The organism is Terrabacter tumescens (genome assembly GCF_014646815.1).
Taxonomy (GTDB): domain Bacteria; phylum Actinomycetota; class Actinomycetes; order Actinomycetales; family Dermatophilaceae; genus Terrabacter; species Terrabacter tumescens.
In genome coordinates this window covers 34243-58076 of the sequence record NZ_BMNZ01000002.1, presented here as the reverse complement: position 1 = coordinate 58076, position 23834 = coordinate 34243, and the positions used below count along the sequence as shown (strand labels likewise).

At 72.8% G+C, this 23834-nt stretch carries 22 protein-coding genes; 16 read left to right on the top strand and 6 right to left on the bottom strand.

Going from position 1 to position 23834, the window contains the following annotated elements:
* Positions 1-9 precede the first annotated feature (9 nt).
* The 11 genes from IEY30_RS04260 to cobA all read left to right on the top strand — a co-directional run bounded on the left by IEY30_RS04260 (position 10) and on the right by cobA (position 15623).
* A complete protein-coding gene (locus IEY30_RS04260) occupies positions 10-1290 on the top strand; it encodes a multicopper oxidase domain-containing protein (RefSeq protein ID WP_081920446.1) in 1281 nt (426 codons plus the stop codon).
* Positions 1291-1309: 19 nt separating this feature from the next.
* Entirely contained in the window at positions 1310-2650 is a 1341-nt protein-coding gene (locus IEY30_RS04255; protein ID WP_052358479.1) for a multicopper oxidase domain-containing protein, read from the top strand.
* A gap of 10 nt (positions 2651-2660) precedes the next feature.
* The gene (locus tag IEY30_RS04250; RefSeq protein WP_030197190.1) at positions 2661-5849 is read left to right on the top strand and encodes a multicopper oxidase domain-containing protein; all 3189 of its coding nucleotides are present in this window, start codon (positions 2661-2663) and stop codon (positions 5847-5849) included.
* Between the two features lie 68 nt (positions 5850-5917).
* On the top strand, positions 5918-6433 hold the full coding sequence (locus IEY30_RS04245; protein ID WP_030197185.1) for a hypothetical protein: 516 nt from the start codon (positions 5918-5920) through the stop codon (positions 6431-6433).
* On the top strand, positions 6433-8265 hold the full coding sequence (locus tag IEY30_RS04240; RefSeq protein WP_030197182.1) for a copper resistance CopC/CopD family protein: 1833 nt from the start codon (positions 6433-6435) through the stop codon (positions 8263-8265). Before IEY30_RS04245 ends, IEY30_RS04240 begins: the two co-directional genes overlap by 1 nt.
* Before the next feature lie 100 nt (positions 8266-8365).
* Positions 8366-9316, top strand: a complete 951-nt coding sequence (locus tag IEY30_RS04235; RefSeq protein WP_052358478.1) for a lytic murein transglycosylase — start codon at positions 8366-8368, stop codon at positions 9314-9316.
* Positions 9317-9439: 123 nt separating this feature from the next.
* Complete coding sequence (locus IEY30_RS04230) at positions 9440-11164, top strand: nitrite/sulfite reductase (RefSeq protein WP_030197176.1); 1725 nt, start codon at positions 9440-9442, stop codon at positions 11162-11164.
* The gene (locus tag IEY30_RS04225; RefSeq protein WP_030197172.1) at positions 11161-11910 is read left to right on the top strand and encodes a phosphoadenylyl-sulfate reductase; all 750 of its coding nucleotides are present in this window, start codon (positions 11161-11163) and stop codon (positions 11908-11910) included. Before IEY30_RS04230 ends, IEY30_RS04225 begins: the two co-directional genes overlap by 4 nt.
* Complete coding sequence (gene cysD, locus IEY30_RS04220) at positions 11907-12905, top strand: sulfate adenylyltransferase subunit CysD (protein WP_030197170.1); 999 nt, start codon at positions 11907-11909, stop codon at positions 12903-12905. Before IEY30_RS04225 ends, cysD begins: the two co-directional genes overlap by 4 nt.
* A gap of 73 nt (positions 12906-12978) precedes the next feature.
* Positions 12979-14355 carry a sulfate adenylyltransferase subunit 1 gene (locus IEY30_RS04215; RefSeq protein ID WP_030197168.1) on the top strand — a complete coding sequence of 459 codons (1377 nt, stop codon included), beginning with the start codon at positions 12979-12981 and terminating at the stop codon, positions 14353-14355.
* Between the two features lie 44 nt (positions 14356-14399).
* The gene (cobA, locus tag IEY30_RS04210) at positions 14400-15623 is read left to right on the top strand and encodes a uroporphyrinogen-III C-methyltransferase (RefSeq protein ID WP_052358477.1); all 1224 of its coding nucleotides are present in this window, start codon (positions 14400-14402) and stop codon (positions 15621-15623) included.
* Positions 15624-15659: 36 nt separating this feature from the next.
* Here the strand turns inward: cobA and IEY30_RS04205 are convergent, their stop codons facing one another.
* Together IEY30_RS04205 and trxA are read right to left on the bottom strand one after the other, a co-directional pair.
* Positions 15660-16058, bottom strand: coding sequence for a DUF302 domain-containing protein (locus IEY30_RS04205; protein ID WP_030197166.1), 399 nt, complete (start codon positions 16056-16058; stop codon positions 15660-15662).
* A 23-nt stretch (positions 16059-16081) separates the two neighbouring features.
* Positions 16082-16459, bottom strand: coding sequence for a thioredoxin (trxA, locus tag IEY30_RS04200; protein ID WP_030197164.1), 378 nt, complete (start codon positions 16457-16459; stop codon positions 16082-16084).
* Between the two features lie 160 nt (positions 16460-16619).
* Between trxA and IEY30_RS04195 the strand changes: the two genes are divergently transcribed.
* Positions 16620-16793, top strand: coding sequence for a DUF8730 family Cys-rich protein (locus tag IEY30_RS04195; protein ID WP_188960099.1), 174 nt, complete (start codon positions 16620-16622; stop codon positions 16791-16793).
* A 48-nt stretch (positions 16794-16841) separates the two neighbouring features.
* On the opposite strand, the gene IEY30_RS04190 is transcribed toward IEY30_RS04195, so the two are convergent.
* Positions 16842-17396 (bottom strand): hypothetical protein, encoded by a 555-nt coding sequence (locus tag IEY30_RS04190; protein ID WP_030197163.1) that lies wholly within the window; start codon positions 17394-17396, stop codon positions 16842-16844.
* A gap of 123 nt (positions 17397-17519) precedes the next feature.
* On the opposite strand from IEY30_RS04190, the gene IEY30_RS04185 reads away from it, so the two are divergent.
* Positions 17520-18752: an AGE family epimerase/isomerase gene (locus IEY30_RS04185; RefSeq protein ID WP_043416680.1), complete on the top strand. Its 1233-nt coding sequence runs from the start codon at positions 17520-17522 to the stop codon at positions 18750-18752.
* Positions 18753-18764: 12 nt separating this feature from the next.
* Here the strand turns inward: IEY30_RS04185 and IEY30_RS04180 are convergent, their stop codons facing one another.
* Together IEY30_RS04180 and IEY30_RS04175 are read right to left on the bottom strand one after the other, a co-directional pair.
* Complete coding sequence (locus IEY30_RS04180) at positions 18765-19706, bottom strand: phosphotransferase enzyme family protein (RefSeq protein ID WP_030197161.1); 942 nt, start codon at positions 19704-19706, stop codon at positions 18765-18767.
* Between the two features lie 30 nt (positions 19707-19736).
* Positions 19737-20324, bottom strand: a complete 588-nt coding sequence (locus IEY30_RS04175; RefSeq protein WP_030197159.1) for a hypothetical protein — start codon at positions 20322-20324, stop codon at positions 19737-19739.
* Between the two features lie 169 nt (positions 20325-20493).
* Here IEY30_RS04175 and IEY30_RS04170 point away from each other — a divergent pair, with 169 nt between their 5' ends.
* Genes IEY30_RS04170 through IEY30_RS04160 form a run of 3 tightly spaced genes read left to right on the top strand, consistent with a single transcriptional unit; the run spans position 20494 to position 22504 of the window.
* Positions 20494-20871 carry a YciI family protein gene (locus tag IEY30_RS04170; RefSeq protein WP_030197158.1) on the top strand — a complete coding sequence of 126 codons (378 nt, stop codon included), beginning with the start codon at positions 20494-20496 and terminating at the stop codon, positions 20869-20871.
* A gap of 5 nt (positions 20872-20876) precedes the next feature.
* Positions 20877-21263, top strand: coding sequence for a YciI family protein (locus IEY30_RS04165; protein ID WP_043416678.1), 387 nt, complete (start codon positions 20877-20879; stop codon positions 21261-21263).
* Positions 21260-22504 (top strand): RNA polymerase sigma factor, encoded by a 1245-nt coding sequence (locus IEY30_RS04160; RefSeq protein ID WP_030197151.1) that lies wholly within the window; start codon positions 21260-21262, stop codon positions 22502-22504. The genes IEY30_RS04165 and IEY30_RS04160 overlap by 4 nt, the downstream gene beginning before the upstream one ends.
* A 25-nt stretch (positions 22505-22529) precedes the next feature.
* Here IEY30_RS04160 and IEY30_RS04155 read toward each other — a convergent pair whose 3' ends face one another.
* Positions 22530-23813: an MFS transporter gene (locus IEY30_RS04155; protein ID WP_030197147.1), complete on the bottom strand. Its 1284-nt coding sequence runs from the start codon at positions 23811-23813 to the stop codon at positions 22530-22532.
* Between the last annotated feature and the right edge of the window lie 21 nt (positions 23814-23834).

Genomic DNA, 23834 nt, shown 5'->3' with positions numbered 1-23834 from the left:
GGAGACCTGATGACCGACGAAACACGCTCAGAGACGACCGGGCCCGGCCGGCGGGCGATGTTGCTGGGTGGCGCGGGCGCCGTCGGCAGCGTCCTGCTCGGCACGCGCCTCAGCTTCGCCCAGCCGACGCGGCCCACCGTGGTGCAGGCCGCCGCGTCGGGCACCGCGAAGTCGGTGCACCTGGCCGGGACGGACGGGTGGGTCAGCATGCCGGCGGGCTCGCCCCCGGACCTGCCCTTCTTCCCCGACTCGCTCGCCCCCTCGCCCTTCGACACCTACGTCTTCGGCTTCCGTGACGTCACGGCGATGGCGACGGCGCAGGAGGTCGCGGCGGTGCGCGGCAAGGCGCAGATCTCGGCGCCGATGCTCGCCTTCGACGAGGGCGACGACGTGACGATCAAGCTCTCGAACCTCGGCCTCCTCATGCGGCCCGACCTCTTCGACGGGCACACGCTGCACTGGCACGGCTTCGTCAACGCCATCCCGCTCTTCGACGGGGTGCCGGAGCTGTCGCTCGCCGTGCCGATCGGGCGGGACCTGTCCTACTTCTACCGTCCGCACGACGCCGGGACGTACATGTACCACTGCCACTTCGAGGACGTCGAGCACGTGCAGATGGGCATGACCGGGATGGTCTTCGTGCGGCCGAAGCAGAACGGGACGCGTGTCGGGAACGTCCCGACCGGCGTCCGGTTGGCCTACGCCTACAACGACGGCGACGGCAGCACGCGCTACGACCGGGAGTTCGCGTTCATGATCACCGAGCTGTGGTCGGCGGCGCACTACCGCGACGCCCACATCCAGGTCAGCGACTGGACCGACTACGCGCCGAGCTTCTGGCTGCTCAACGGCCGCGGCTACCCCGACACGATCGCCCCCAACGGCGACCCGCAGGTCACAGCAGGGGGCCGCCTCCAGTACCAGCCGATCTCGTCGCTCATCACCTGCAACGTGGGCGAGACCGTGCTGCTGCGGCTGTCGAACCTCGGCTACCAGAACCACCCGCTGACCCTCGACAACGTCGACATGCAGGTCATCGCCAAGGACGCCAGCCTGCTCCGGGGCCGCGACGGCTCCACGAACTACCAGGTGACCAACACCGTCGACGTGGGGCCCGGGGAGAGCCGGGACGTGCTCGTCACGCCGCGCCAGCCCGGCGAATACCTGCTCTACGACCGTAACTACGCCTACCTGGGCAACGGCGGGGGACCGGGGTGGGGCGGCATGATGACCGTCCTCCGCGTCGGCGCGGCCGGCACGTACGCCCCCCAGACCCAGCCGAACACCTGAGAGCCGACGGAGGACGACCATGCGACTCAACCGAACCCGAGCCCGGACGCGTGACGCGGCGTCAGCCGCGCGCCTCCGCCGGCGCTCCGGCATCCTCGCCGCCGTCGGCGCGCTCGTGGCCGCGGTGGCCATCGGCTCGACCGCCGGAGCACAGGCGGCCACGTCCGAGGGGCTGCTCTGCCAGACCGACCCCCACCAGACCTTCTCGCTCACGGCGCGGACCGGCTACATCTCCACGCCCGACGGCAACTCCATCTACATGTGGGGCTACGGGATGAGCTCGGGCCAGTTCCAGCTGCCCGGCCCGGTCCTGTGCGTGACGTCGGGCCAGCCCGTCACCGTCATCCTGCACAACACGCTGACGGAGCCGACCTCGATCGTCTTCCCCGGCCAGAAGGCGGTCAAGGCGAACGGCAACCCGGCCCAGCCGCAGCTCGACACCGGCGGTTCGCTGACCTCCATGGTGCAGGCCGCTGACGCCACGGACGGCTCGGTCACCTACACGTTCACCGCGGGTTCGCCTGGTACGTATCTCTACTCGAGCGGCACCGACGTGACGAAGCAGCAGCAGATGGGCCTCTACGGCGCGCTCGTCGTGCGTCCTGCCGGCGCCGCCGGCCAGGTCAACGACCGCACCGACTCGGCCTTCAGCCCGCAGCACGAGTACGTCTTCCTCCTCTCGGAGGTCGACCCCGAGGTGCACCTCGCGGTCGAGCGCAGCCAGCCGGTCGACTGGTCGGCCTACAACGCCCGCTACTACCTCATCAACGGCCGCAGCATGCCGGACACCCTGGCGCCCAACAACGCCTCGTGGCTGCCGAGCCAGCCGTACGGCGCCCTGGTGCACATCAAGCCCTGGGACGCCGCCACCAACCCGCTGCCGGCCGTCATCCGCTACCTCAACGCGGGCCGGGTCAGCTACCCGTTCCACCCGCACGGCAGCGACGAGCGGGTCGTCAACAAGGACGGCCACGCGCTGCAGGGGACGAGTTCGACTGCGCCGCAAGACCTCTCGTACCTCAAGTACGACATCGACGTCATGCCCGGCCAGACCGTCGACGCGCTGATGGACTGGCGCGACGTCGAGCACTGGGACGCGACGACCAACCCGATCCCGACGCAGCTGCCCGTCATCACCGACCAGCTCCTCGTCGGTGCCGACACGTGGTTCAGCGAGAGCCCCTACCTCGGCACGAAGGGCAGCTACCCGGCCAACATCACCGTCAACAACGAGTGCGGCGAGTACTACCACGTGGCCCACAGCCACGCGCTCCAGCAGGCGACCAACTACGGAGCAGCCTTCGGCGGCATGATGACGGTCTTCCGCATCGACCCGGCCGCCGGCTGCCCGACGAGCTGAGGACGATCCGATGACCTCTCGACACAGCCTCCGGCACCGTCTCGGCGTCTCCGCCGTGGCCGCCACGCTCGCGTCCGTCCCCTTCGCGGGCACGGCCCTCGGCGCCACGACGGCGTATGCCGGGTCGCCGGCCTCGGCGTCCGCGTCCACTCCCGCGTCGGCTCCCGCTTCGGCTCCCGCCGCAGCACCGGCCGCTCCCGCGGTGCCCGTCGGCAAGCTGACGCCCAACACCCCCGGGTGCACGGTCACGCCGGCCGCCGGCACGACGCCCGAGACGGTCGCGTGCGACCTCTGGGCCAAGACGGGGACCAACCAGGTTCTCGGACAACCGATCCCGATCTGGGGCTACTCGACGACCGCGGACGGGCCGGCCTCGGCACCCGGTCCGGTCATCATCGCCCGGCAGGGTGACCGGGTCGTCCTGACCGTGCACAACGGCCTGGCCGAGCCGACCGCCCTCGCCCTGCCCGGGCAGCCCGCCTCGGCCATCACCGAGGGGCTCTCGGCCACGGCCGAGGTCACCGGGATCACCCCGGGCGCGAGCGCGCGCTACACCTTCACTGCGGGACGGGCCGGCACCTTCCTCTACGAGGCCGGCCACACCGCGGGCGGCGCCCGGCAGGTCGCCATGGGGCTCGCGGGTGCGCTCGTCGTGCTCGGCGACGGCACGGCATACGGCCACTCCTTCGACGACGAGTCGGTGCTCGTGCTCAGCGAGATCGACCCGGCCTTCAACGCGCACCCGACGACCTTCGACATGCGCGAGTTCCACCCGGCCTACCGCCTCATCAACGGCAAGCCCTTCCCGTCGAGCGACCCCGTGCCGACCGACCAGGGGCACACGGTGCTGCTGCACTACGTCAACGTCGGCTCCGAGCTGCACTCCATGAGCACGCTGGGCACCGAGCAGACGGTCCTGTCGCACGACGGGCACGGGCTGGCGTTCGCCGAGCCGTCGGTCGTCGCGGCGGTCGACCCGGGCGTCACCGTCGACGCCCTCGTCACGGTCCCGACCGGTCCCGAGTCGAAGATCGCGGTCTTCGAGTCGGCGGCCCGTCTCGACAACGCCGGCCAGAACGCCGGCGACCCCCTGTCGGTGGCCTTCGGCGGCATGCTGACCTTCCTCGACACCAACGCGCCGGCGCCGAGCCTCGACAAGATCGGGCCGGTGTCGACCGCCATCAAGGTCACGCCCAACCCGTCCGACGGGACGGGTGCGGTCACCGTCACGGCGACGGTCAGCGATGCGACGACGGGCAACCACCTCGTGAGCGGCGCCGAGCTCGTCGTCGACGACGCCGTCACGGTCGGGCCGGGCTTCGGTCAGGCCATGTCCGGCCCGTTCGGCACGACGAGCGCGACTGCGACCGGGACCATCCCGGCCGTGGCGACCGCCGCCGACTGTGCCCTGCCGGCCCCGCCTCTCGACCTGCACTGCCTCACGTCGGCCAAGCACACGATCTTCGTGCGCGGCCTCGACTCCGACGGCAACTGGGGCGTCGTCGGGTCGGTCATCCTCAACCTGGCCAAGACCGGTCCGCAGACGGTCGCGCTCAGCGTGACCCCGTCGCCGGCCAACGGCACGGGCGCCGTCACGGTCAACGCGACCGGTGACGACACCGCGGCGGGCGGCACGATCACCGACGCGGAGTACTTCGTCGGCGCAGCCGCCGGCACCGACGGCCAGGGCACGCCGATGACCCTCAACCGGGTGGCCACCAAGGTCGCCGAGACCGGGTCGATCCCGGCCGCGCAGGTCACGGCCCTCGGTGAGGGGACGGCCCAGGTCTGGGTCCACAGCCGCAACTCCCAGCACATCTGGGGCCCGGCCGTGCCCGTCGACCTGACCGTCGACCTGACCGCACCCGCGGTCAACGCCGCGACCGTCGGACCCAACCCGAGCAACGGGGTGGTCGGCTCGAAGGCCTACCCCGGCTACCTCGTGATCTCTGCGGAGCTGCAGGACCGCGACACCAGCGGCGGGCTCCAGAGCAAGGTCCTCGCCGGCGAGGCGTTCATCGACCCGACGAGCACGACCCCGGCCTTCGGCAAGGGCCTCAGCCTCATCGCCGTCGACGGAGCCTTCGACTCCCCGACCGAGCAGGTCTACGGCCTCATCCCGCTGACGCAGGTCAAGGCCATGACGGCGGGCGAGCACAAGGTCTACGTGCACGGCAAGGACGCCGCGGGCAACTGGGGCAGCCTCACGGGTGCCAACTCGCTCGTGCGACTCTACGTCGACAGGACGGCGCCCGTCCTCGGCACGTTGACGGCGTCGCCCAACCCGACGAACGGCGCGGCCGCTCTCGACGTGGCCGCCCCGGTCACCGAGGCCGTCATCCCGTCCATGACCGGCCCCCGCTTCCAGGGCGCCGAGTACTGGACCGGGACGACCGACCCCGGCGCCGGCAAGGCCACCCGCGTGCAGACCACCGACACGGGCACCGGCATCACGGCGTCGATCCCGCTCGCAGGCATCGCCAACGGCACCGTCCAGTTCAACCTCCGCGTCCAGGACGCGGCCGGCAACTGGAGCAACGCCTCGTCGGTCTCGGTCAGGGTCGTGCGGCCCAACGCGATCTTCAGCGACTCGTTCGACAGCACGCTGTCGACCTGGACGACGAAGGTCGGGTCGGTCGCCGGCACGACGGCAGCGGGTCTGCCGAACGGCGGCGGCAACGTCGGACTCGCGGCGACCGTGGGCTCGCGCAACGCCCCCGCCTACGTCGTCGACGAGAGCCCGGCCAACGAGGTGACCTACCACGCCCAGTTCGCCTTCCACCCGAACACCCTGTCCACCGGCGCCAGCGCGACGGCCTGGGTGACGGTCTTCGAGGGACGGACGGCCACCGGCCAAGCCTTCGCGGTGCAGTTCCACCGCGTCGGCACGGGCGCCACCGCCGGACAGCTGCGGATCGTCATGAACCGCAACACGACCGGCAACACGACGGGTCCGGCAGTCGGCCTCTCCACGGGCTCGCACACCGTCCGGGTCGACTGGGTCCAGGGGACGGGCGGCTCGCTCCGCCTGCTCGTGGACGGCACCCTGCGCGACACCCGCACCGGGAACAACACCGGCTCGGCGATGCAGGTCCAGGCGGTCCGCCTCGGCATCACCTCCGGACCCACCACCACGTCGACCATGGCGGGCACGGCCTGGTTCGACAGCTTCGTCTCGACCCGGAACAGCATCCCCTGATCCGGTCCCACCTCGTGCCGGGGTCACCTGCCCGTGACCCCGGCCGGCAGCATCGGAGGGCAGTCCGAATGAGCACCACCACCATCCCCGCGGGTCCGCCGGCAGGCGCCCCCGCTCCCGCGCCCCGCCCGGAGCGCGGGACCTGGTCCCGCACGGCGCTCGCCGTCGTGGCCGTCCTCGTCGTCGCCGTCCTCGGCCTGCTGGGGGCTCGTGCCCTCCGGGCCGGGGACGACGACCCGGGGCGGCCGGTCCCGCAGTCCGCCGAGATGGAGACGGCTCTCGGGGTGCGGATCTCGCGCGTCGCCGTCGTCGGTGACGGTGGCCTCGTGACCGTCAGCTACGTCGTCCTCGACGTCGACAAGGCCTCGCGCTTCCAGGCCGACACGAAGCACCCGCCGGTCCTGCGCAGCGAGGCCCGCGACGGGTCGACCAACCGGGTGTCGGTCATGCGCCAGGGGCACATCAACCGTGCCGGGGCGACGTACTACTTCGTCTACCAGAACACCGGTGGTGCCCTCCGCGCCGGTGAGGACGCGACGATCGAGTACGCCGGCCTGCGCCTCGAGCACGTCCCGGTGCTGTGATGGGCGCGCGCCGGGTCCTCGTGACCCTGGCCGTGGCGCTCGGCACGGCCCTGCTCGTCGGGCTCGGGGCGTCGCCGGCCTCCGCCCATGCCTACCTCGCCTCGAGCACCCCCGGTGACGGGGCGAGCCTGTCTGCTGCGCCGCGCACGGTCGAGCTGCACTTCACCGAGCACGTCGTCCCCGAGGCGACGGAGATCAGCGTCGTGACGGCGGACGGCCACCGGCTGCCCGCCACGGGGCTGCACCTCCTGGAGAGCGACGAGGACCAGGAGGCGCCGGCGAGCGTCGTCGCGACGCTGCCGTCGCTGGGCGTCGGCGCCTACCATGTCGCGTGGCGCACCCTGTCGAGCGACGACCTCCACGAGTCGGCGGGCACGTTCGCCTTCGGCGTCCAGAGCGAGGTCGAGGCGACCGGGCCGAGCGAGACGAACCCCGACCTCTTCGAGCTGGTCGGCCGCTGGGCCGTGCTCGCCGGCATCGGCGCCGGCCTCGGTGCCGTCGTCGTGGGCCGTCTGCTCCACCGCCTGCCGGCGGAACGAGGGCGTATGCCGTGGGCCCACCTTCGGCGCCTCGCCGCCCGTCTGCTCGTGGTCGCGGCCGTCGTGGCCGCTGCGGTGGCCCTCGTCGACCTGGCCAGGTTCGGGGCGGGTGCGTTCACGACGGGCTACGTCGTGCGGTGGGGGCTGCGTGAGGTCGCCCTGCTCGGTGCCGCGCTGGCACTCGCGCGGGGGTGCCGGTGGACCGCGACCGCGTCGCTCGGCGTCGCCGGCCTGCTCACGGTGAGCATCGGCCACTTCGGGCTGCGGGGCGGCCCGACGTGGGTGCTGACCTCGACGGCGCACCTGCTCGCCGCCCTGCTGTGGGCGGGCTCGGTGGGCGCGCTCGCGCTCCTCGGCCTGCGGTCCGCGGGACTCGGCCTCACGGGCCCGGAGGTCCGCACGGTCCTGCGCGGCTTCCGGGTGCCGGCGACGGTCTCGGTCGTCGTCGTCGGCGTGACCGGCCTCTACCTCGCCAGCGACGTCGTCGTCTCGGTCGACGCCGCCCTGCTCACGACGTACGGTCGCGTCCTGCTCGCCAAGGTGGCGCTCGCGGGTGTCGTCGGGCTCGTCGCCCTGGTGACGACCCGCCGCCTGCACGCTCGGGGGGTGCAGGCGCAGGGCACCCGTCGACCCCTCGTCGGGGTCGAGGCCGTCGGCCTGCTCGTCGTCGTCGCGCTGGCCGGGCTGCTCGCGACGGGACAACCGGCGGTCTCGCCGCGGCTCGTCACCGAGCAGGCCCCCAGCGTCATCGACGACCGACCGGTCGCCGACCTGCAGCAGACGGTCGCCCTGCGGCCGAACCGGCCCGGTGCCAGCGTGGCCCTCGTCGACGTCCTCGACACGCGGCGCCCCTCCCCGGGACCGGTCACGGGGGTGTCCGTGACGGTCCGTGACTCCTCCGCGGGAGACGCGGCGGCAGGCGCCGCAGGGCCCTCGAAGGCCCAGGCGGTGACGGCGACCCCGGTGACCCGCACGCGCTGGTCGGCGGCGCTCGAGCTGCCCTCGAGCGGGGCCGTCGACCTCGACGTCGTCGTGCACCGCCGTGGCGTCGCCGACGTCCGCAGCACGGTGCACTGGGTCGTCGGGCCGAGCAGCTCCGAGCCGGTCACGGTGGTCTCGCGCGCCCCGGTCTCCGGCCTGCTCGCGTGGTCGTCGGTCGCGCTAGCCTTCGCCGCGCTGGGAGCCGCCCTGCTGCTGCGGGCCCGCCGCTCGCGAGCGGTGTCGCCGCCTCGTCGTCCGCGTCCGGCGGACGAACCGGGCACCGCCGCCCTCCGCGACCGCGTGGCACGATGACCTCGACCCTGTGGGTGTCGGCGTTCGTCGCCGACGGCGGCAGATCCACGCTGTACTGGAGACCAGGGCGGCCACGCGCCGCCCGGGGAAGGGATGCGACATGCGACGCCGGACCGAGCGGAGGCTGACTGCCGCACGCGCTGCGGCCGCCTCGCTCGCGGTCGGAGCGGTGCTGCTCGGGTCGGGTGCCGGGGCGTCGGCCGCGGACAGCCCCGCCCCGCCGACACCGACACCCGCCCCGCTCCTGTCGCCCCTGACCCCGGGAGCGACGTCCCCGTCGGGCGGCACCGGCGCGGCAGGGTCGCCGTCGCCGGTCGGTCCCGGGTTCGGTTCCGTCGCAGGCGATCTCGTGCTGCCCGTCTTCGACGAGATCCGCGTCGCCGCCACCCTGTCGATGGAGGGCGTCGCTCCGGTGCCCGCCGCGGCCCTCGAGCCCGGCGGAGGGACGAGCAGCAACCCGACCCCGTGGAAGCCCAAGGCGGTCATCAAGATCCCCGTCGCCGCGCCCCCGCGCAAGACCACCGGCACCGCCAAGGCCACGCTGAGCAAGGACGAGATCATCTGGGCGGCCTACGTCTCCGCCGCCAAGCGCCAGAGCAGCTGCCACATCCCGGTCATGCTGCTCGCCGCGATCGGCGAGGTGGAGTCGTCGTCGCTGCGCGGACGCAGCCTCAGCGCCTCGCACGACGCCGTGCCCCCGGTGCGTGGTCCGGCGCTGACGGGCGGCGCCTACTCCTCGATCCGCGACACCGACGGCGGCCGCTACGACGGCGACCCCGTGTGGGACCGCGCCGTCGGCCCCATGCAGTTCATCCCCGGCACGTGGCGGCTCTGGGGCGCCGACGGCAACGGTGACGGCGTCGCCGACCCGCAGAACATCGAGGACGCGGCGCTCGCGGCGGCCGACTACCTCTGCGCCGGCGGCCGCGACCTGTCCAGGCAGGCCGACCTCGAGGCCGCGGTGCTGTCCTACAACCACTCGCAGCGCTACCTCTCGACGGTGCTCGGCATCGTGCAGGCGGTCGACTCGGGACAGCTCGCCGGTCCCTGACCCGGGCACACGGCATACGCCCGTCGTGACGGCGCGACGGCGCATTCCCACCGGCTTGGTGGGAAAGGGCCGCACTCTGGACCCGTATGGGTCCAGATAATGGTCGGTTATACATTCGATTACATGACCGTCACCGACTCCACGACCGGCGCCGCCCGACCCGGCACCCGTCCGCCGCGGGCCGACCGCTCCAACGGGCAGTGGAAGGTCGACGGCCCCGAGCCGCTCAACGGCAACGAGACGTGGAAGCACGAGGACAACGGGCTCAACGTCCGCGAGCGCATCGAGCAGATCTACTCGCGCGAGGGCTTCGACTCCATCCCCACCCAGGACCTGTCGGGACGTTTCCGCTGGTGGGGGCTCTACACGCAGCGCCGCCCGGGCATCGACGGCGGCCGCACCGCGCAGCTGAGCGACGACGAGCTGAGCGACCGCTACTTCATGCTCCGCGTGCGCAGCGACGGCCAGGCCCTCTCGCCCGAGCGGCTGCGCGTCCTCGGCGGCATCTCGACCGACTTCGCCCGTGACACGGCCGACATCACCGACCGGCAGAACCTGCAGTACCACTGGATCGGCATCGAGGACGTGCCCGAGATCTGGCGACGCCTCGAGTCCGTCGGACTGCAGACGACCGAGGCGTGCGGCGACACCCCGCGCGGCTTCCTCGGCAGCCCCGTCGCCGGCGTCGCCGCCGACGAGATCATCGACCCGACGCCCCTCATCGCGCGGATCACCGAGAAGTACATCGGCGACCTCGACCTGTCCAACCTGCCGCGCAAGTTCAAGACGGCCATCACCGGACACCCGAGCCTCGACGTCGTGCACGAGATCAACGACATCTCGCTCGTCGGCGTCGTCCACCCCGAGCTCGGCCCGGGCTACGACCTCTGGGTCGGCGGCGGCCTGTCGACCTCCCCGCACCTGGCCGAGCGCATCGGCGTCTTCGTCTCCGAGGAGGAGGCCGTCGACGTCTGGCACGGCGTCATCTCGATCTTCCGCGACTACGGCTACCGCCGGCTGCGCAACAAGGCGCGCCTGAAGTTCCTGCTCGCGGAGTGGGGGCCGGCGAAGTTCCGCGAGGTGCTCGAGACCGAGTACCTCGGCCACCCGCTCCCCGACGGCCCGCCGCCCGCACCGGCCACCGGCCCCGGCGACCACGTCGGCGTGCACCTGCAGAAGGACGGCAACTACTACGTCGGCGCGACGCCGACGGTCGGGCGCATCAGCGGCACCCTGCTCACCCGGCTCGGCGACCTCCTCGAGTCCTACGGCGCGAGCGCCGTGCGCCTGACCGCCCACCAGAAGCTCGTCGTGCTCGACGTGCCCGCCGACCGGGTCGAGGACTTCGTCACCGACCTCGAGGCCCTCGGCCTCACCGCCCGCCCGAGCCCGTTCCGCCGCACGACGATGGCCTGCACCGGCATCGAGTACTGCAAGCTCGCCATCGTCGAGACCAAGCAGACCGCCACCGACGCCATCGCCGAGCTCGAGACGCGCCTCGCCGACCTCGTCGACGACGGCTCGCTCGACGCGCCGATCCTGCTCAACGTCAACGGCTGCCCCAACTCGTGCGCCCGCATCCAGACGGCCGACATCGGCCTCAAGGGCCAGCTCGTCACCATCGACGGCCAGCAGGTGCCGGGCTTCCAGGTGCACCTCGGCGGCGGCCTCGCCTCCCACGACCGTGACGAGGCCGGTCTCGGACGCACCGTCCGCGGCCTCAAGGTGACGGCCGACGACCTGCCCGACTACGTCGAGCGCGTCGTGCGCTCCTACGTCGCCGGCCGCATCGACGGCGAGACGTTCGCCCAGTGGAGCCACCGAGCCGACGAAGGAGCCCTCCAGTGACCGCAGTCCCCCTCGCCACCCCCACGGTGCCGCGCAAGCGGAGGACCGAGGCCGAGCTCAAGGCGATCGTCGACGACTTCAACGCGACCCTCGCCGCCGACCCCGAGCGCGAGCCGACCGCCGACGAGGTCGCCGCCTGGGCCGCCTTCCACTTCGACGGCACGCTCGCCGTGGCCTGCTCGATGGCCGATGCCGTCCTGCCGCACGTCGTCTCGCGCTTCGCGCCCGGCGTCGACGTGCTGTTCCTCAACACCGGCTACCACTTCTCCGACACGATCGTGACGCGCGACATCGTCGCCGAGGACCTGCCGATCACCCTCGTCGACGTGCTCCCCGAGCTGACCGTCGCCGAGCAGGACGAGAAGTACGGCGCGCACCTCTACGAGCGCGACCCGGCTCTCTGCTGCCAGATGCGCAAGGTCGAGCCGCTGGCCCGCACCCTCCCGCTCTACGAGGCGTGGGTGACCGGGGTGCGCCGCGAGGAGGGCCCCACCCGGGCCGACACCCCGCTCGTGACGTGGGACGCCAAGAACGGCCTCGTCAAGATCAACCCGCTCGCCGCGTGGACCTTCGACGAGCTGCTGGCGTATGCCGGTGAGCACCAGGTCGAGGTCAACTCCCTCCTCTCCGACGGCTACCCGTCGATCGGCTGCGAGCCGTGCACGCGCCGGGTCGAGCCCGGCGAGGACCCCCGCGCCGGCCGCTGGGCCGGCTTCGCCAAGACCGAGTGCGGACTCCACACATGACGACGACCACGAACACGCCTGACACCCAGGCCGCGGCGGCAACGTCCGTCGCGGACGCGACCCAGCCGAACGCGTACGCAGGCGGCTCGACGTCCGCCGACCGGCGACTGAGCCAGCTCGACGCGCTCGAGGCGGAGGCCATCCTCGTCATCCGCGAAATGGCCGGCGAGCTCGAGCGCCCGGCGCTGCTCTTCAGCGGCGGCAAGGACTCCGTCGTCATGCTGCACCTCGCGACCAAGGCCTTCTGGCCGGCGCCGATCCCGTTCCCGGTGCTCCATGTCGACACGGGGCACAACTTCCCCGAGGTCCTCGCCTACCGCGACGAGACCGTCGAGCGGCTCGGCCTGCGGCTCGTCGTCGCGAGCGTGCAGGACTACATCGACGACGGCCGGCTGCGCGAGCGCGCCGACGGCACCCGCAACCCGCTCCAGACGGTGCCGCTGCTCGACGCCATCAACGACAACCGTTTCGACGGCGTCTTCGGCGGCGGCCGGCGCGACGAGGAGAAGGCGCGCGCCAAGGAGCGGATCGTCTCCCTCCGTGACGAGTTCGGCCAGTGGGACCCCAAGAACCAGCGCCCCGAGCTGTGGAACCTCTTCAACCCCAGGCACCGCCCCGGCGAGCACGTGCGCGTCTTCCCGATCAGCAACTGGACCGAGGTCGACATCTGGCGCTACATCGACCGCGAGGACATCCCGCTCGCACCGCTCTACTACGCCCACGAGCGTGAGGTCTTCCGCCGCGACGGCATGTGGCTGGCCGTCGGCCCGGTGAGCCGGCCGCGCGACGACGAGCCGACCTCGACGCGTCTCGTGCGCTACCGCACCGTCGGTGACATGTCGTGCACGGGGGCCGTCGACTCCCCGGCGCGCACCAACGCCGAGATCGTCCTCGAGGTGGCCGCCTCGACCCTGACCGAACGCGGGGCGACCCGCGCCGACGACCGGATCTCCGAGGCCGCCATGGAGGACCGCAAGAAGGAGGGCTACTTCTGAACTCCCCACGAAGTTCTCCGCTCGTCCCTCGCTCCGATACTTCGCGGGGGCCCCAAGACAAGGACAGTCTGAGATGAGTGCCTCCACGCAGACCACGCCCGTGCTCGACCCAGCCGCCGTTGCCGGCGCCGGTCGCGGCACGCTGCTGCGCCTCGCGACGGCCGGCTCCGTCGACGACGGCAAGTCGACCCTCGTCGGCCGCCTGCTCCACGACACGAAGTCGGTGCTGTCCGACCAGCTCGCCGCCGTCGAGCGCGTGTCGCGCGACCGCGGCCTCACCGCCGCCGACCTGGCGCTGCTCACCGACGGCCTGCGCGCCGAGCGCGAGCAGGGCATCACCATCGACGTCGCCTACCGCTACTTCGCCACGGCGACACGGTCGTTCGTCCTCGCCGACTGCCCCGGGCACGTGCAGTACACCCGCAACACCGTGACGGGCAGCTCGACGGCCGACGTCGTCGTGCTCCTCGTCGACGCCCGCAAGGGGGTGCTCGAGCAGACCCGTCGCCACCTCGCGGTGACCGCGCTGCTCCGGGTGCCGCACGTCGTCGTCGCCGTCAACAAGATCGACCTCGTCGACTTCTCGCAGGAGGTCTACGACCGCGTCGAGGCCGAGGTGCAGGCCGTGGCCCGCGAGCTCGGCGTCGTCGACGCCATCGCGATCCCGGTCAGCGCCCTCGACGGCGACAACATCGCGGAGCGCTCGTCGCGCACGCCGTGGTACTCCGGCCCCAGCCTGCTCGAGCTGCTCGAGGCGCTGCCGCCCTCGGACGACCCGGCCCACGAGTCCTTCCGCCTGCCCGTCCAGCTCGTCATCCGTCCGCAGGGTGCGGCCCGCGACGAGGCCCACCGCGACTACCGGGGGTATGCCGGCCAGGTCGCCACGGGCGTCGTCCGTGTCGGTGACGACGTGGTGGCCCTTCCCTCGGGCCGCCGGACCACCGTCGTGGGGATCGACCTCGGCGAGCGGACGCTCGACGAGGCCTTCGCTCCGCAGTCGGTGACGCTGCGCCTGGCCGACGAGATCGACATCTCGCGTGGTGACGTCATCGCCGCCGCGGTCGACGCTCCCGAGCCGACGCAGGACATCAAGGCCGTCGTGTGCTGGCTCGGCGACGCGCCGCTGCGTCCGGGTCAGCGTCTGCTGCTCAAGCACGGCTCGCGCACGGTGCAGACGGCGGTCCGCACGCTCGACGGCGTGCTCGACCTCGACGACCTCCACGCCGTGCCGTCGGAAGCCTTGTCGCTCAACGACATCGGCCTCGTGACGCTGCGCCTGGCCGCTCCCGTCCCCGTCGAGAACTACTCGGTCTCGCGCCGCGGCGGCTCGTTCCTGCTCATCGACGCCCACGACGGGCGCACCGTCGCAGCCGGCATGGTCGGCGCCACGCTGCCGACCGCGGCCGCGGCCCCCACCGAGCCCGAGGGTGACGAGGAATGGGAGATCTGAGCCCTTGGGGGGCTCCGCCCCCCAAGTTCCCCCCGAAGACCCGCGTGGCCGGCTCCAAGTCCGCGCTTCCAGTAGTTATCGACGTGGCGGGTCGGCTCGTCGTGGCCGTCGGAGGCGGCCCCGTGTCGGCCCGACGGGTGCGGGCCTTCCTCGACGAGGGCGCCGTCGTGCGCCTCGTCGCCCCCTGGGTCTGCGAGGACCTGCGCGACCTGGTGGCTGCCGGCCGGGTCGACTGGGTCGAGCGCGACTACGCCGGCCCGCCCGACCTGGACGGAGCGTGGTTCGCGCACACCGCGACGGGCGAGCCGTCGGTCGACCGCGAGGTCGCCGCCGACGCGGAGTCCCTCCGCGTCTGGTGCGTCGACGCGACGGACTCCGCGGGCACGACGGCCAGCGTCGCCGCGCGAGCCGACGTGACCACTCCCGACGGCCGGGTCACCGTGGCTGCGTATGCCGCGGGCGACCCCGGTCTGGCCGTGACCGTCCGCGACGGGGTCGAGCGGGCGCTCGTGTCGGGCGCCCTGGACCTGCGCCGCACCCGCACCCACGGCCGACGCGGCTGGGTCGCGCTCGTCGGCGGTGGTCCCGGGACCGACGGGCTGCTGACCACCCGCGGCCACGAGCTGCTCGCCTCGGCGGACGTCGTCGTCGTCGACCGGCTCGCCCCGCGCGCCGTCGTCGACCGGCTGCCGGCCTCTGTGCGGGTCATCGACGTCGGCAAGACGCCCGGCCACCACCCCGTGCCCCAGTCACGGATCAACGACCTCCTCGTCGAGGAGGCACAGCGGGGCCTCGGCGTGGTCCGGCTCAAGGGCGGTGACCCCTACGTGCTCGGCCGCGGCGGCGAGGAGCGCGACGCGTGCGAGGCACACGGCATACGCGTCGAGGTCGTGCCCGGCGTGACGAGCGCCGTGAGCGTGCCTGCGGCAGCGGGGATCCCGGTGACCCACCGCGGCGTCGCCCGCGGCTTCACGGTCGTCACCGGCCACGAGGACATCCCCGTGCTGCCGACCGGCGGCGACCACACGCTCGTGCTGCTCATGGGGGTCACCCAGCTCGCTCGCACCACCGAGCTGCTCGTGCAGCACGGCCGGTCGGCGGACTGTCCCGTCGCCGTCGTGGAGCGCGGCTTCGCGCCCGACCAGCGCACGACCGTCGGCACGGTCGCCACCATCGCCGAGCTGGCCCGCGAGCGGTGTGTCCAGGCGCCGGCCGTCGTGGTCGTCGGCGACGTCGTGCGCCTCGGACCCGACTGGCGCGCCGGCTGAGCTGCCCGGCTGAGCTGCCCGGCTGAGCCGCCCGACCTACTGGGCGGAGTCGAGGGCCGCGAGGGCCTTCGTCAGCCGCTCGCGGGCGTCGGCCGCGACGGTGGCGAGCGTCTCGTTGTCGGTGAGGCGCACCATGGCGTCGGGGTCGATGGCCTCGACGACGGTATGCGTCTCGTCGACCGAGCGGACGACGACGTTGCACGGCAGGAAGACGCCGATGGACGGCTCGGCCTCGATCGCGGCGAGCGCGAGCGGCGGGCGGCAGGCGCCGAGGATCACCTGAGGGGCGACGTCGGCGCCGAGCTTGGCCTTGAGCGTGCCTGCGAGGTCGATCTCGGTGAGGATGCCGAAGCCGACCTCGGTGAGCTGGGCGCGCGTGGCCTCGAGGGCGCGGTCGAAGCCGAGCTCGAGGGTCGTGCTGAGGCTGTGCGACATGAGGGCTCCTGGGTGTCGTCGGGTCAGGCGGTGACGTCGTCGGACTGCTGGGCGGCGACCTGGCGACGCACGTCGTCCATGTCGAGGCCGCGGACGGCGGTGATGACCTGCTCCAGGCCGGCTGCCGGCAGGGCGCCGGGCTGGCTGAAGACGAGGATGCCGTCCCGGAAGGCCATCAGGGTCGGGATCGAGGTGATCCGGGCCGCGGCGGCCAGCTGCTGCTCGGCCTCGGTGTCGACCTTGCCGAAGAGGATGTCGGGGTGCTGCTCCGACGCCGCTTCGTAGACGGGGGCGAACATGCGGCACGGGCCGCACCAGGACGCCCAGAAGTCGACGAGCACGATCGGGTGCTCGGAGATCGTGGTGCCGAAGTCGGCGGCCGTGAGGGTCTGGGTTGCCATGGGGGCTCCTTCTCTGTGGTTCGACAATATACCCACCGGGGTATCCAACGTCAGACTTCGCGTCGATGTTCCCGGTTGGCTGCCGCGGCGGTGTCGGCTATCGTGAACGCAGATCGATACCCCTATGGGTATTGCCGAGCGAACTTCAGGAGAGACCACCATGTGCCGAGCTGCCACCTGCAGGACCTGCGGCAAGACGACGTGGGCCGGTTGCGGTCAGCACGTCGACCAGGTCATGCGCAACGTGCCCTCGGGCCAGCGCTGCCCCGGTCACGCCCCGGCGGAGAAGGCCTCGGGCCCCGGCTTCCTCGGCCGCTTCCTCGGTCGCGGCTGACGCCCGTCGCACGCGGCGAAGTCTGAGCCGAGCCGGGCCCAGCCCGGCTCAGCCGAGCGCGGCCACCTGCGCCTCGACGATCTCGGCGAGCTGCGGCCACCGGATCGCCTCGGACCGGCCGCCGAGCGCCGCGACGACGACGGTCTGCCCCGCCACGCACCACACGGTGAGGGTGCGCGAGTGCTCGCCGTCGAGCAGGAACGCCTGCTCGGCCGCCTCGACGTGCGTCGTGCCGGCGATCGTCGGCGGCGCCACCGTGCGCAGCTCGCCGACGTCCGAGAGCCCCTTGCTCTGCGGCATCGTCCGCGGCAGGCCACGCAGCTCCGTCAGCCCCCCGCGCGCGTCCTCGGGGGACGCGAACGGGATGACCTGGATGAAGAGGTCGGCGCGACCGACCTCCTGGTAGCCGCGCACGCTCGTCACGGAGCGGATGGCGCGCGCCCGCGTGATGGCCTCGCTCGTGCTCCCGCTCGCGCCCGTGCGGTAGGTGCGTCCGCCGCGTGCGGCCCACGGTCCGCCGGGCAGCTCGCCCGCCGCCAGGCAGGCGTTGCGCGACCCGATCGACCTGACCTGCGCCAGCATGACCCGTCCGATGTTCGTCACGCGGTCACGATATGTCGCGCACCGCCGCCAACGTCCGGACGCGCGGCACGGCGTTGCGGGAGGATGGCTGGGGCCGCGGTTCCGCGCCGGCTGCCAGCCCGAACCGACCTGACGAGGACGACGATGCCCGAGACGCCCCATCCCGAGAGTGCACCCCGACTCCCGGAGACCGAGGCCAGCCGCCTCGAGCACGCCGCGGCCCGGCTCGTCGACGTCGCGACCCACTCGCTCGACCCCGCGGGCGGCTTCGGCTGGCTCGACGACGCAGGCCGGATCACGCCGGGCCGTCCCGCCGAGACGTGGGTGACGTGCCGGATGACCCACACCTTCGCCCTCGCCCACCTCCACGGCGACGAGCGCGCCGCCGGCCTCGTCGACCACGGGGTCCGCGCCCTGCGCACGACCCTGCACGACGACCGGAACGGTGGCTGGATGTCCGTCGCGGGCCGGCCAGACGGCGGCAAGGAGGCGTACGCCCACGCGTTCGTCGTCCTCGCCGCGGCCTCCGCGACCGGGTCGAGTCACCCGGACGGCCGGGCGCTGCTCGACGAGGCGCTCGGCGTCATGGACGAGCGCTTCTGGGACGACCGCGAGGGGCTCGTCGTCGACCAGTGGGACGCCTCGTGGAGCCGCCTCGACCCGTACCGTGGCGTCAACGCCAACATGCACACGGTCGAGTCCTTCCTGGCGGCCGCGGACGTCACGGGCGACCGCCTCTGGCTCGACCGGGCGACCCGTGTGCTGACCCGCGTCGTCGACGGCTTCGCGCGCTCGCACGACTGGCGCCTGCCTGAGCACTTCGACGAGCAGTGGCGCCCGCTCCCCGACCACAACGTCGACGACCCGGGTCACCCGTTCCAGCCCTACGGCGTGACGATCGGCCACCTCATCGAGTGGTCGCGACTCGCGCTGCACGTGCGGACGGCGCTCGGGAACGAGGCCCCGGCGTGGATCCCCGGCGCCGCTCGCGACCTCTACGCGGCCGGGGTGCAGCACGGCTGGGACGTCGACGGCGCCCCGGGCTTCGTCTACACGACCGACTTCGAGGACCGGCCGGTCGTGCGCGAGCGCATGCACTGGGTCGTCGCCGAGGCGATCGCCGCCGCGTGGACGCTGCACCGCGCGACGGGCGAGGCGGGCTACGCCGAGGACTACGAGCGCTGGTGGGCGTATGCCGTCCGCCACCTCGTCGACGAGCGTGACGGCTCGTGGGTCCACGAGCTCGACGAGCACAACGAGCCGTCGAGCCGCGTGTGGTCGGGACGTCCCGACGTCTACCACGCCTACCAGGCCACGGTGCTGCCGCTGATGCGCGAGGCCTCGAGCTTCATCGGCGCCGCGCGCGGCGGCTGGTGAGGCGCGCCGTCGTCAGGTGACCGCGGCGAGCACCCGGTCGATGCGCGGCAGCGTCACCGGGTCCTCGGGGATCTCGAGGAACCACCGGGCCAGGCGCTCGCGCTCCGACTCGCTGCTCGCTCCGACCCAGCGCGAGCACGCGAGCTGACCGATGTGCGCCTGCTCGGCGACGAGCATCGTGAAGTGCCCGCGCCTGGTCACCCGCCCCGGGCCGCCGGCGTCGCGGTAGGCCCGGTGCAGCAGGCGGGCCCTCGCCGGGTCGTCGTCGCCGAACTCGAAGAGCACCATGGCGAGCTCCTGGCTGGGGTCGGCCGGGCCGAGGTTCTCGAAGTCGATGACGCACACCCGCCCGTCGTCGGTCGCGAGCACGTTGTCGGCCCAGAGGTCCCGGTGGCAGAGGATCGGCGCCTGGTGCGGCTCGATGACCGACTCGACGGCGACGAGCTCGTCGACGAGCGCGCCGAGCTGACCTGCGAACGGGGCGCCCTCGTCGACGACGCGCTGGTGCACCTCGCGCCAGCGCTGCTCGCCGAAGCCGGTCGCGAACCAGTTGTCGACGCCTTCGTCGGTCGGGCCGCCGGCACGGTGCAGGGCCGCGAGCGCCTCGCCCACCGCGACGGGGTCGAGCCGGCGCGACCGGGGCTGGAGGTCGACCCACTCGAAGACGCGAACGGCCGTGCCGTCGACGGTCGTGGCCACGTCGCCGGACGGGGTGCGCCGGACGGCCGGCGTGAGCACGCCCTCCTCGCGCGCGGCGTCGACGAGCTCGGCGCCGCGTGACAGGTCGTCGAGGTCGGGCGTCGCGAACCACTCCTTGACGGCGTGGCTGCCCTGCACGGTGTCGAGCCGCCACACCTGACCGAGCTGTCCGCGTGCGACCGGGCCGGTCAGGGTGGCTGCGCCACCGAGGTCGTATGCGTCGGCGACCTCCTGCGCCGAGGTGACCCTGAGCACCGGGTTCCCTTGCGTCTCAGTCGGTTCCGTTCACGGCAGCAGTCGCCAGACGGCGACGCCCACCGTGACGACCGCGAGGGCCAGGGAGGACCATCCGAGCGCCGAACGTCCGGCGCGCCCACGACCGAGGAGCAGCAGCAGCGCTGCGAGCACCGAGAGCACCGCTGCGACGACGGTCTCCTCGGCCCCGAGGTCGATGGTGCGGATGAGGATCGTGTCGGTGAGGCCGTAGCGGGTGAGGTAGCCGAGCACCCGGATGAGGAAGAAGAGCCACCAGCCGACGGTGACCCAGAAGAGCGCGACGCCGATCTGCCCGAGCAGCGGGTCGACGTCCTCGCCTGCGACGCGGGCGTTGGTGCCGGGCGTTCCCGGCCAGACGGGCTGGCCGGCATACGGGTTCGGCGGGACCGGAGGCCCAGAGGGGACGGGTGGCACGGCCGGTGAGGACGCCGTGGGCTGCGCGGACGGGACGGCGACGGGCAGCTCACGCGTCGGGTCGAACACCGGGATGGCCTGCGTCGGTGCGGGCCCGCGCTGGACATTGGGCACCGGCACCGTGAACTGCTCGTCGGGCGGGGGTGGCCCGCTGGACCCGACCGGACCGGGGGGCTCGCTCATGGCGACAACGTACCCCGCGGTGGGCGGCGTGGCGCCGATGCCGCCGCGACCGGGACTTTTCCGGAAAGGTGTCGTATCGGGACGCGGTCGTTCGTGGACCTCGTGTGCGGCGATCGCCGCACGCGGGGCGCCGGGACGGCCCCCCACCGACGACCACGAGGAGACGAACATGACCGAGTACCTCATCAGCTTCAACGACGAGTGGGTCGGGGAGCACACGGAGGACCAGAGCGCCGCCAAGGGGGTGGCCGCCCGGGCGATCGTGCGTGAGATGCAGGAGCAGGGCGTGCTCATCTTCACCAACGGCGGGCTCGATGCCGACACCGCGATCTTCAGTGTCGTCGCCGAGGACGGCAAGCCCGTCTTCACCGACGGTCCCTTCGTCGAGACGAAGGAGCACCTCGGCGGCTTCTGCGCCATCGACGTGCCCGACGACGAGACGGCCCGCTACTGGGCCGGCCGTCTCGCCGTCGCACTCGAGTGGCCACAGGAGGTCCATCGCTTCCGGGGGCGCGGGATGGCCCACGACCCGGCCGAGAAGGCGTGAGAGCGATGGCCAGGTACCTGCTGTCCGTCTTCGGGCCTGCCGAGCCCACCGAGTTCGGGTCCTACCCCTCGCGCGAGGAGATGCTCGAGGCGTTCGCCGACACCGGCGCCTTCAACGACCGGCTCGAGCGGGAGGGCCGCCTCGTCTTCGCCGACGGCCTCGAGCCGGCCACGACCGCCACGACCGTCGACGGCCGGGGCGAGCGACCGGCCTTCACCGACGGCCCCTACCTCGAGACCAAGGAGCACCTCGGCGGCTTCTGGGTCATCGAGGCCCCCGACCTCGACGTCGCGCTCGCGCTCGCCGCGGAGGCGTCCAAGGCGTGCCGCGGCACGGTCGAGGTGCGGCCGTTCCAGACGCCCGCGTCGGTCCAGGCCCTGATGGAGCCGTGACCGACCCCGCCGTCGAGCAGGCGATCACCCGGGTCCACCACGAGGAGTGGGCGCGGGTGGTCGCCGGCCTCGCCCGCCGCTTCGGCGACCTCGACGTCGCCGAGGAGGCCGCGGCCGAGGCGTTCGCCGTCGCCGTCGAGCGATGGCCACGGGACGGCATACCGCCCAACCCCGGCGGGTGGCTGACGACGACGGCGACCCGACGGGCGATCGACCGGCTGCGCCGCGAGTCCCTGCGCGACGCCAAGTACCAGGCGGCCCTCATGGTCCACGACGACACCCCAGCCGAGCCGACCGGCCCGGTCCAGGACGACCGGCTCCGGCTCGTCTTCACCTGCTGCCACCCGGCGCTCTCGATGGAGGCGCGCGTCGCCCTGACGCTGCGCCTGCTCGGCGGGCTCACCGTCGCCGAGATCGCGCGCGCCTTCTTCGTCCATGAGACGGCGATGGCGCGGCGCATCACGCGCGCCAAGGGCAAGATCGCGGCGGCGCACATCCCCTACCGTGTCCCGTCCGCCGAGGACCTCCGCCAGCGCGTCACCGGCGTGCTCGCCGTCGTCTACCTCGTCTTCAACGAGGGCTACCTCGCCGGGGAGGGGGACGATGCGGTCCGGGTCGACCTGTCCGACGAGGCGATCCGCCTCGGCCGGCTGCTTCACGACCTGCTCCCCGACGACGGCGAGGTGGCCGGGCTGCTCGCCCTCATGCTCCTCACCGACGCCCGGCGCGCGGCGCGGGTCTCGAGCACCGGCGAGCTGGTGACCCTCGACGAGCAGGACCGCGGTGCTTGGGACCGGGACCTGCTCGCGGAGGGCCGGGCCCTCGTCGAGGAGCGGCTGCGGGTGGTCGCCGCGGGCGGCGAGAGGCCGGGGCGCTACCAGCTGCTGGCCGCCATCAACCTCGTGCACACCGACGCCCCGACCGCGCGCGACACGGACTGGTCGCGGATCGTCGCCCTCTACGACGCGATGGCGCGACTCGACCCGTCACCGGTCGTCCGGCTCAACCGCGCCGTGGCGGTGGCCGAGCTCGACGGACCTCTCGTCGGCCTCGCCGAGGTCGACCGCCTGGGCGACGCGCTCGAGGGCTACCACGCGTTCCACGTCGCCCGGGCCGAGCTGCTGCGTCGGCTCGGTCGCAGCGGCGAGTCGCGGACGGCATACGACCGCGCCATCGAGCTGACCGGCAACCCGGGCGAGCGTGCCCACCTCACCCGGCGACGGGACCAGCTCGTCGGGTGAGGCGGGCACGCACGGGTGGGCGCTCCTAGCTGGCGTCGTAGCGGCGACGGGCCACGGCGAGCCCGACGAGCGAGATGACGGCGACGGCCATGTAGTAGACGCTGGGCGCGTTGAGCGACCCGGTGAGGCTGATGAGCCAGGTGAGCACGAGCGGCGCGATCCCGCCCATCACCGTGACGCCGACGTTGTAGGCGACCGAGACGCCCGTGGCGCGCACGTCGCGCGGGAAGAGCGTCGTCAGCAGGGCCGGCAGCGGGCCGAAGTAGAAGGCCATGATGACGCCGAGGATCCCGATCGAGACGACGAGGACCGGCACGGTCGGCGAGGCGATGACCACGGCGAAGAGCGGCCAGGCGAGCACGAGCGCGCCGACGGCCGCCCACGTCATGACCCGCGCCGGACCGACCCGGTCGGCCAGACGGCCCACGAGCGGCACGCCGACCATCGTCACGATGCCCGCCACGACACCGCCGAGGTAGGCGGCGCTCGCCGGGACCCCGAGGTTCTTCACGGCATACGTCGGCATGAAGAGGATGAGGTAGACCGAGATCGTCGCGACGCCCACGCAGGCCGAGCCGGTGAGCACGCGGCCCAGGTGCTCGGTGAAGGTCGCGCGGATCGGCGCCTCGTGCGGGGTGCTGTCGGTGAACTCCTTGGTCTCCGTCAGACGGGCCCGGATGTAGAGGCCCACCGGGCCGATGAGGCAGCCGAGGACGAACGGGATGCGCCAGCCCCACGAGTAGAGGTCCTGCTTGGACAGCTGGTTGAACAGCACGTAGCCGAAGGCCGAGGCGAGGAACATCGAGATGCCCTGGCTCGCCACCTGCCACGAGGCGTAGTACGCCTTGCGGTGCGGCGCCGTCTCGACGAGGAACGTCGTGGCGGAGCCGAACTCGCCGCCGGCCGAGAAGCCCTGGACGAGGCGCGAGATCAGGATGATGACGCCCGCCCAGGCACCCACCATGGCGTGCGTCGGGGCCGCGGCCATGAGGATCGTGCCGACCATCATGAGCAGGAGCGTCAGGGTCAGAGCCTTCTTGCGCCCGTGGCGGTCGCCGTAGCCGCCGATGATCATTCCGCCGAGCGGTCGCACGAGGTAGGAGATGGCGAACGTCGCGAAGGTGAGGATCAGGCCCAGCGTCTGGTCGCCCTCGGGGAAGAAGTTCTCCGCGATGACGATGGCGAACGACGCGTAGACGATGATGTCGAACCACTCGAGGGCGGCACCGATGGAGCTGCTGAGGACGGCCTTTCGGGCGTCGGCCAGCCGCTCGGGAGTCACCTCCGTGGGGGTGTCGGTCAGGGTCATGGTTCTCCTTCGGTCCGGCGT

Bases quoted from the DNA above. Each gene is read 5' to 3' on its own strand.
- IEY30_RS04260 (WP_081920446.1), top strand. From the start codon at position 10: ATGACCGACGAAACACGCTCAGAGACGACCGGGCCCGGCCGGCGGGCG.
- IEY30_RS04255 (WP_052358479.1), top strand. From the start codon at position 1,310: ATGCGACTCAACCGAACCCGAGCCCGGACGCGTGACGCGGCGTCAGCC.
- IEY30_RS04250 (WP_030197190.1), top strand. From the start codon at position 2,661: ATGACCTCTCGACACAGCCTCCGGCACCGTCTCGGCGTCTCCGCCGTG.
- IEY30_RS04245 (WP_030197185.1), top strand. From the start codon at position 5,918: ATGAGCACCACCACCATCCCCGCGGGTCCGCCGGCAGGCGCCCCCGCT.
- IEY30_RS04240 (WP_030197182.1), top strand. From the start codon at position 6,433: ATGGGCGCGCGCCGGGTCCTCGTGACCCTGGCCGTGGCGCTCGGCACG.
- IEY30_RS04235 (WP_052358478.1), top strand. From the start codon at position 8,366: ATGCGACGCCGGACCGAGCGGAGGCTGACTGCCGCACGCGCTGCGGCC.
- IEY30_RS04230 (WP_030197176.1), top strand. From the start codon at position 9,440: ATGACCGTCACCGACTCCACGACCGGCGCCGCCCGACCCGGCACCCGT.
- cysD (WP_030197170.1), top strand. From the start codon at position 11,907: ATGACGACGACCACGAACACGCCTGACACCCAGGCCGCGGCGGCAACG.
- IEY30_RS04215 (WP_030197168.1), top strand. From the start codon at position 12,979: ATGAGTGCCTCCACGCAGACCACGCCCGTGCTCGACCCAGCCGCCGTT.
- IEY30_RS04205 (WP_030197166.1), bottom strand. From the start codon at position 16,058: ATGTCGCACAGCCTCAGCACGACCCTCGAGCTCGGCTTCGACCGCGCC.
- trxA (WP_030197164.1), bottom strand. From the start codon at position 16,459: ATGGCAACCCAGACCCTCACGGCCGCCGACTTCGGCACCACGATCTCC.
- IEY30_RS04195 (WP_188960099.1), top strand. From the start codon at position 16,620: ATGTGCCGAGCTGCCACCTGCAGGACCTGCGGCAAGACGACGTGGGCC.
- IEY30_RS04185 (WP_043416680.1), top strand. From the start codon at position 17,520: ATGCCCGAGACGCCCCATCCCGAGAGTGCACCCCGACTCCCGGAGACC.
- IEY30_RS04175 (WP_030197159.1), bottom strand. From the start codon at position 20,324: ATGAGCGAGCCCCCCGGTCCGGTCGGGTCCAGCGGGCCACCCCCGCCC.
- IEY30_RS04170 (WP_030197158.1), top strand. From the start codon at position 20,494: ATGACCGAGTACCTCATCAGCTTCAACGACGAGTGGGTCGGGGAGCAC.
- IEY30_RS04165 (WP_043416678.1), top strand. From the start codon at position 20,877: ATGGCCAGGTACCTGCTGTCCGTCTTCGGGCCTGCCGAGCCCACCGAG.
- IEY30_RS04155 (WP_030197147.1), bottom strand. From the start codon at position 23,813: ATGACCCTGACCGACACCCCCACGGAGGTGACTCCCGAGCGGCTGGCC.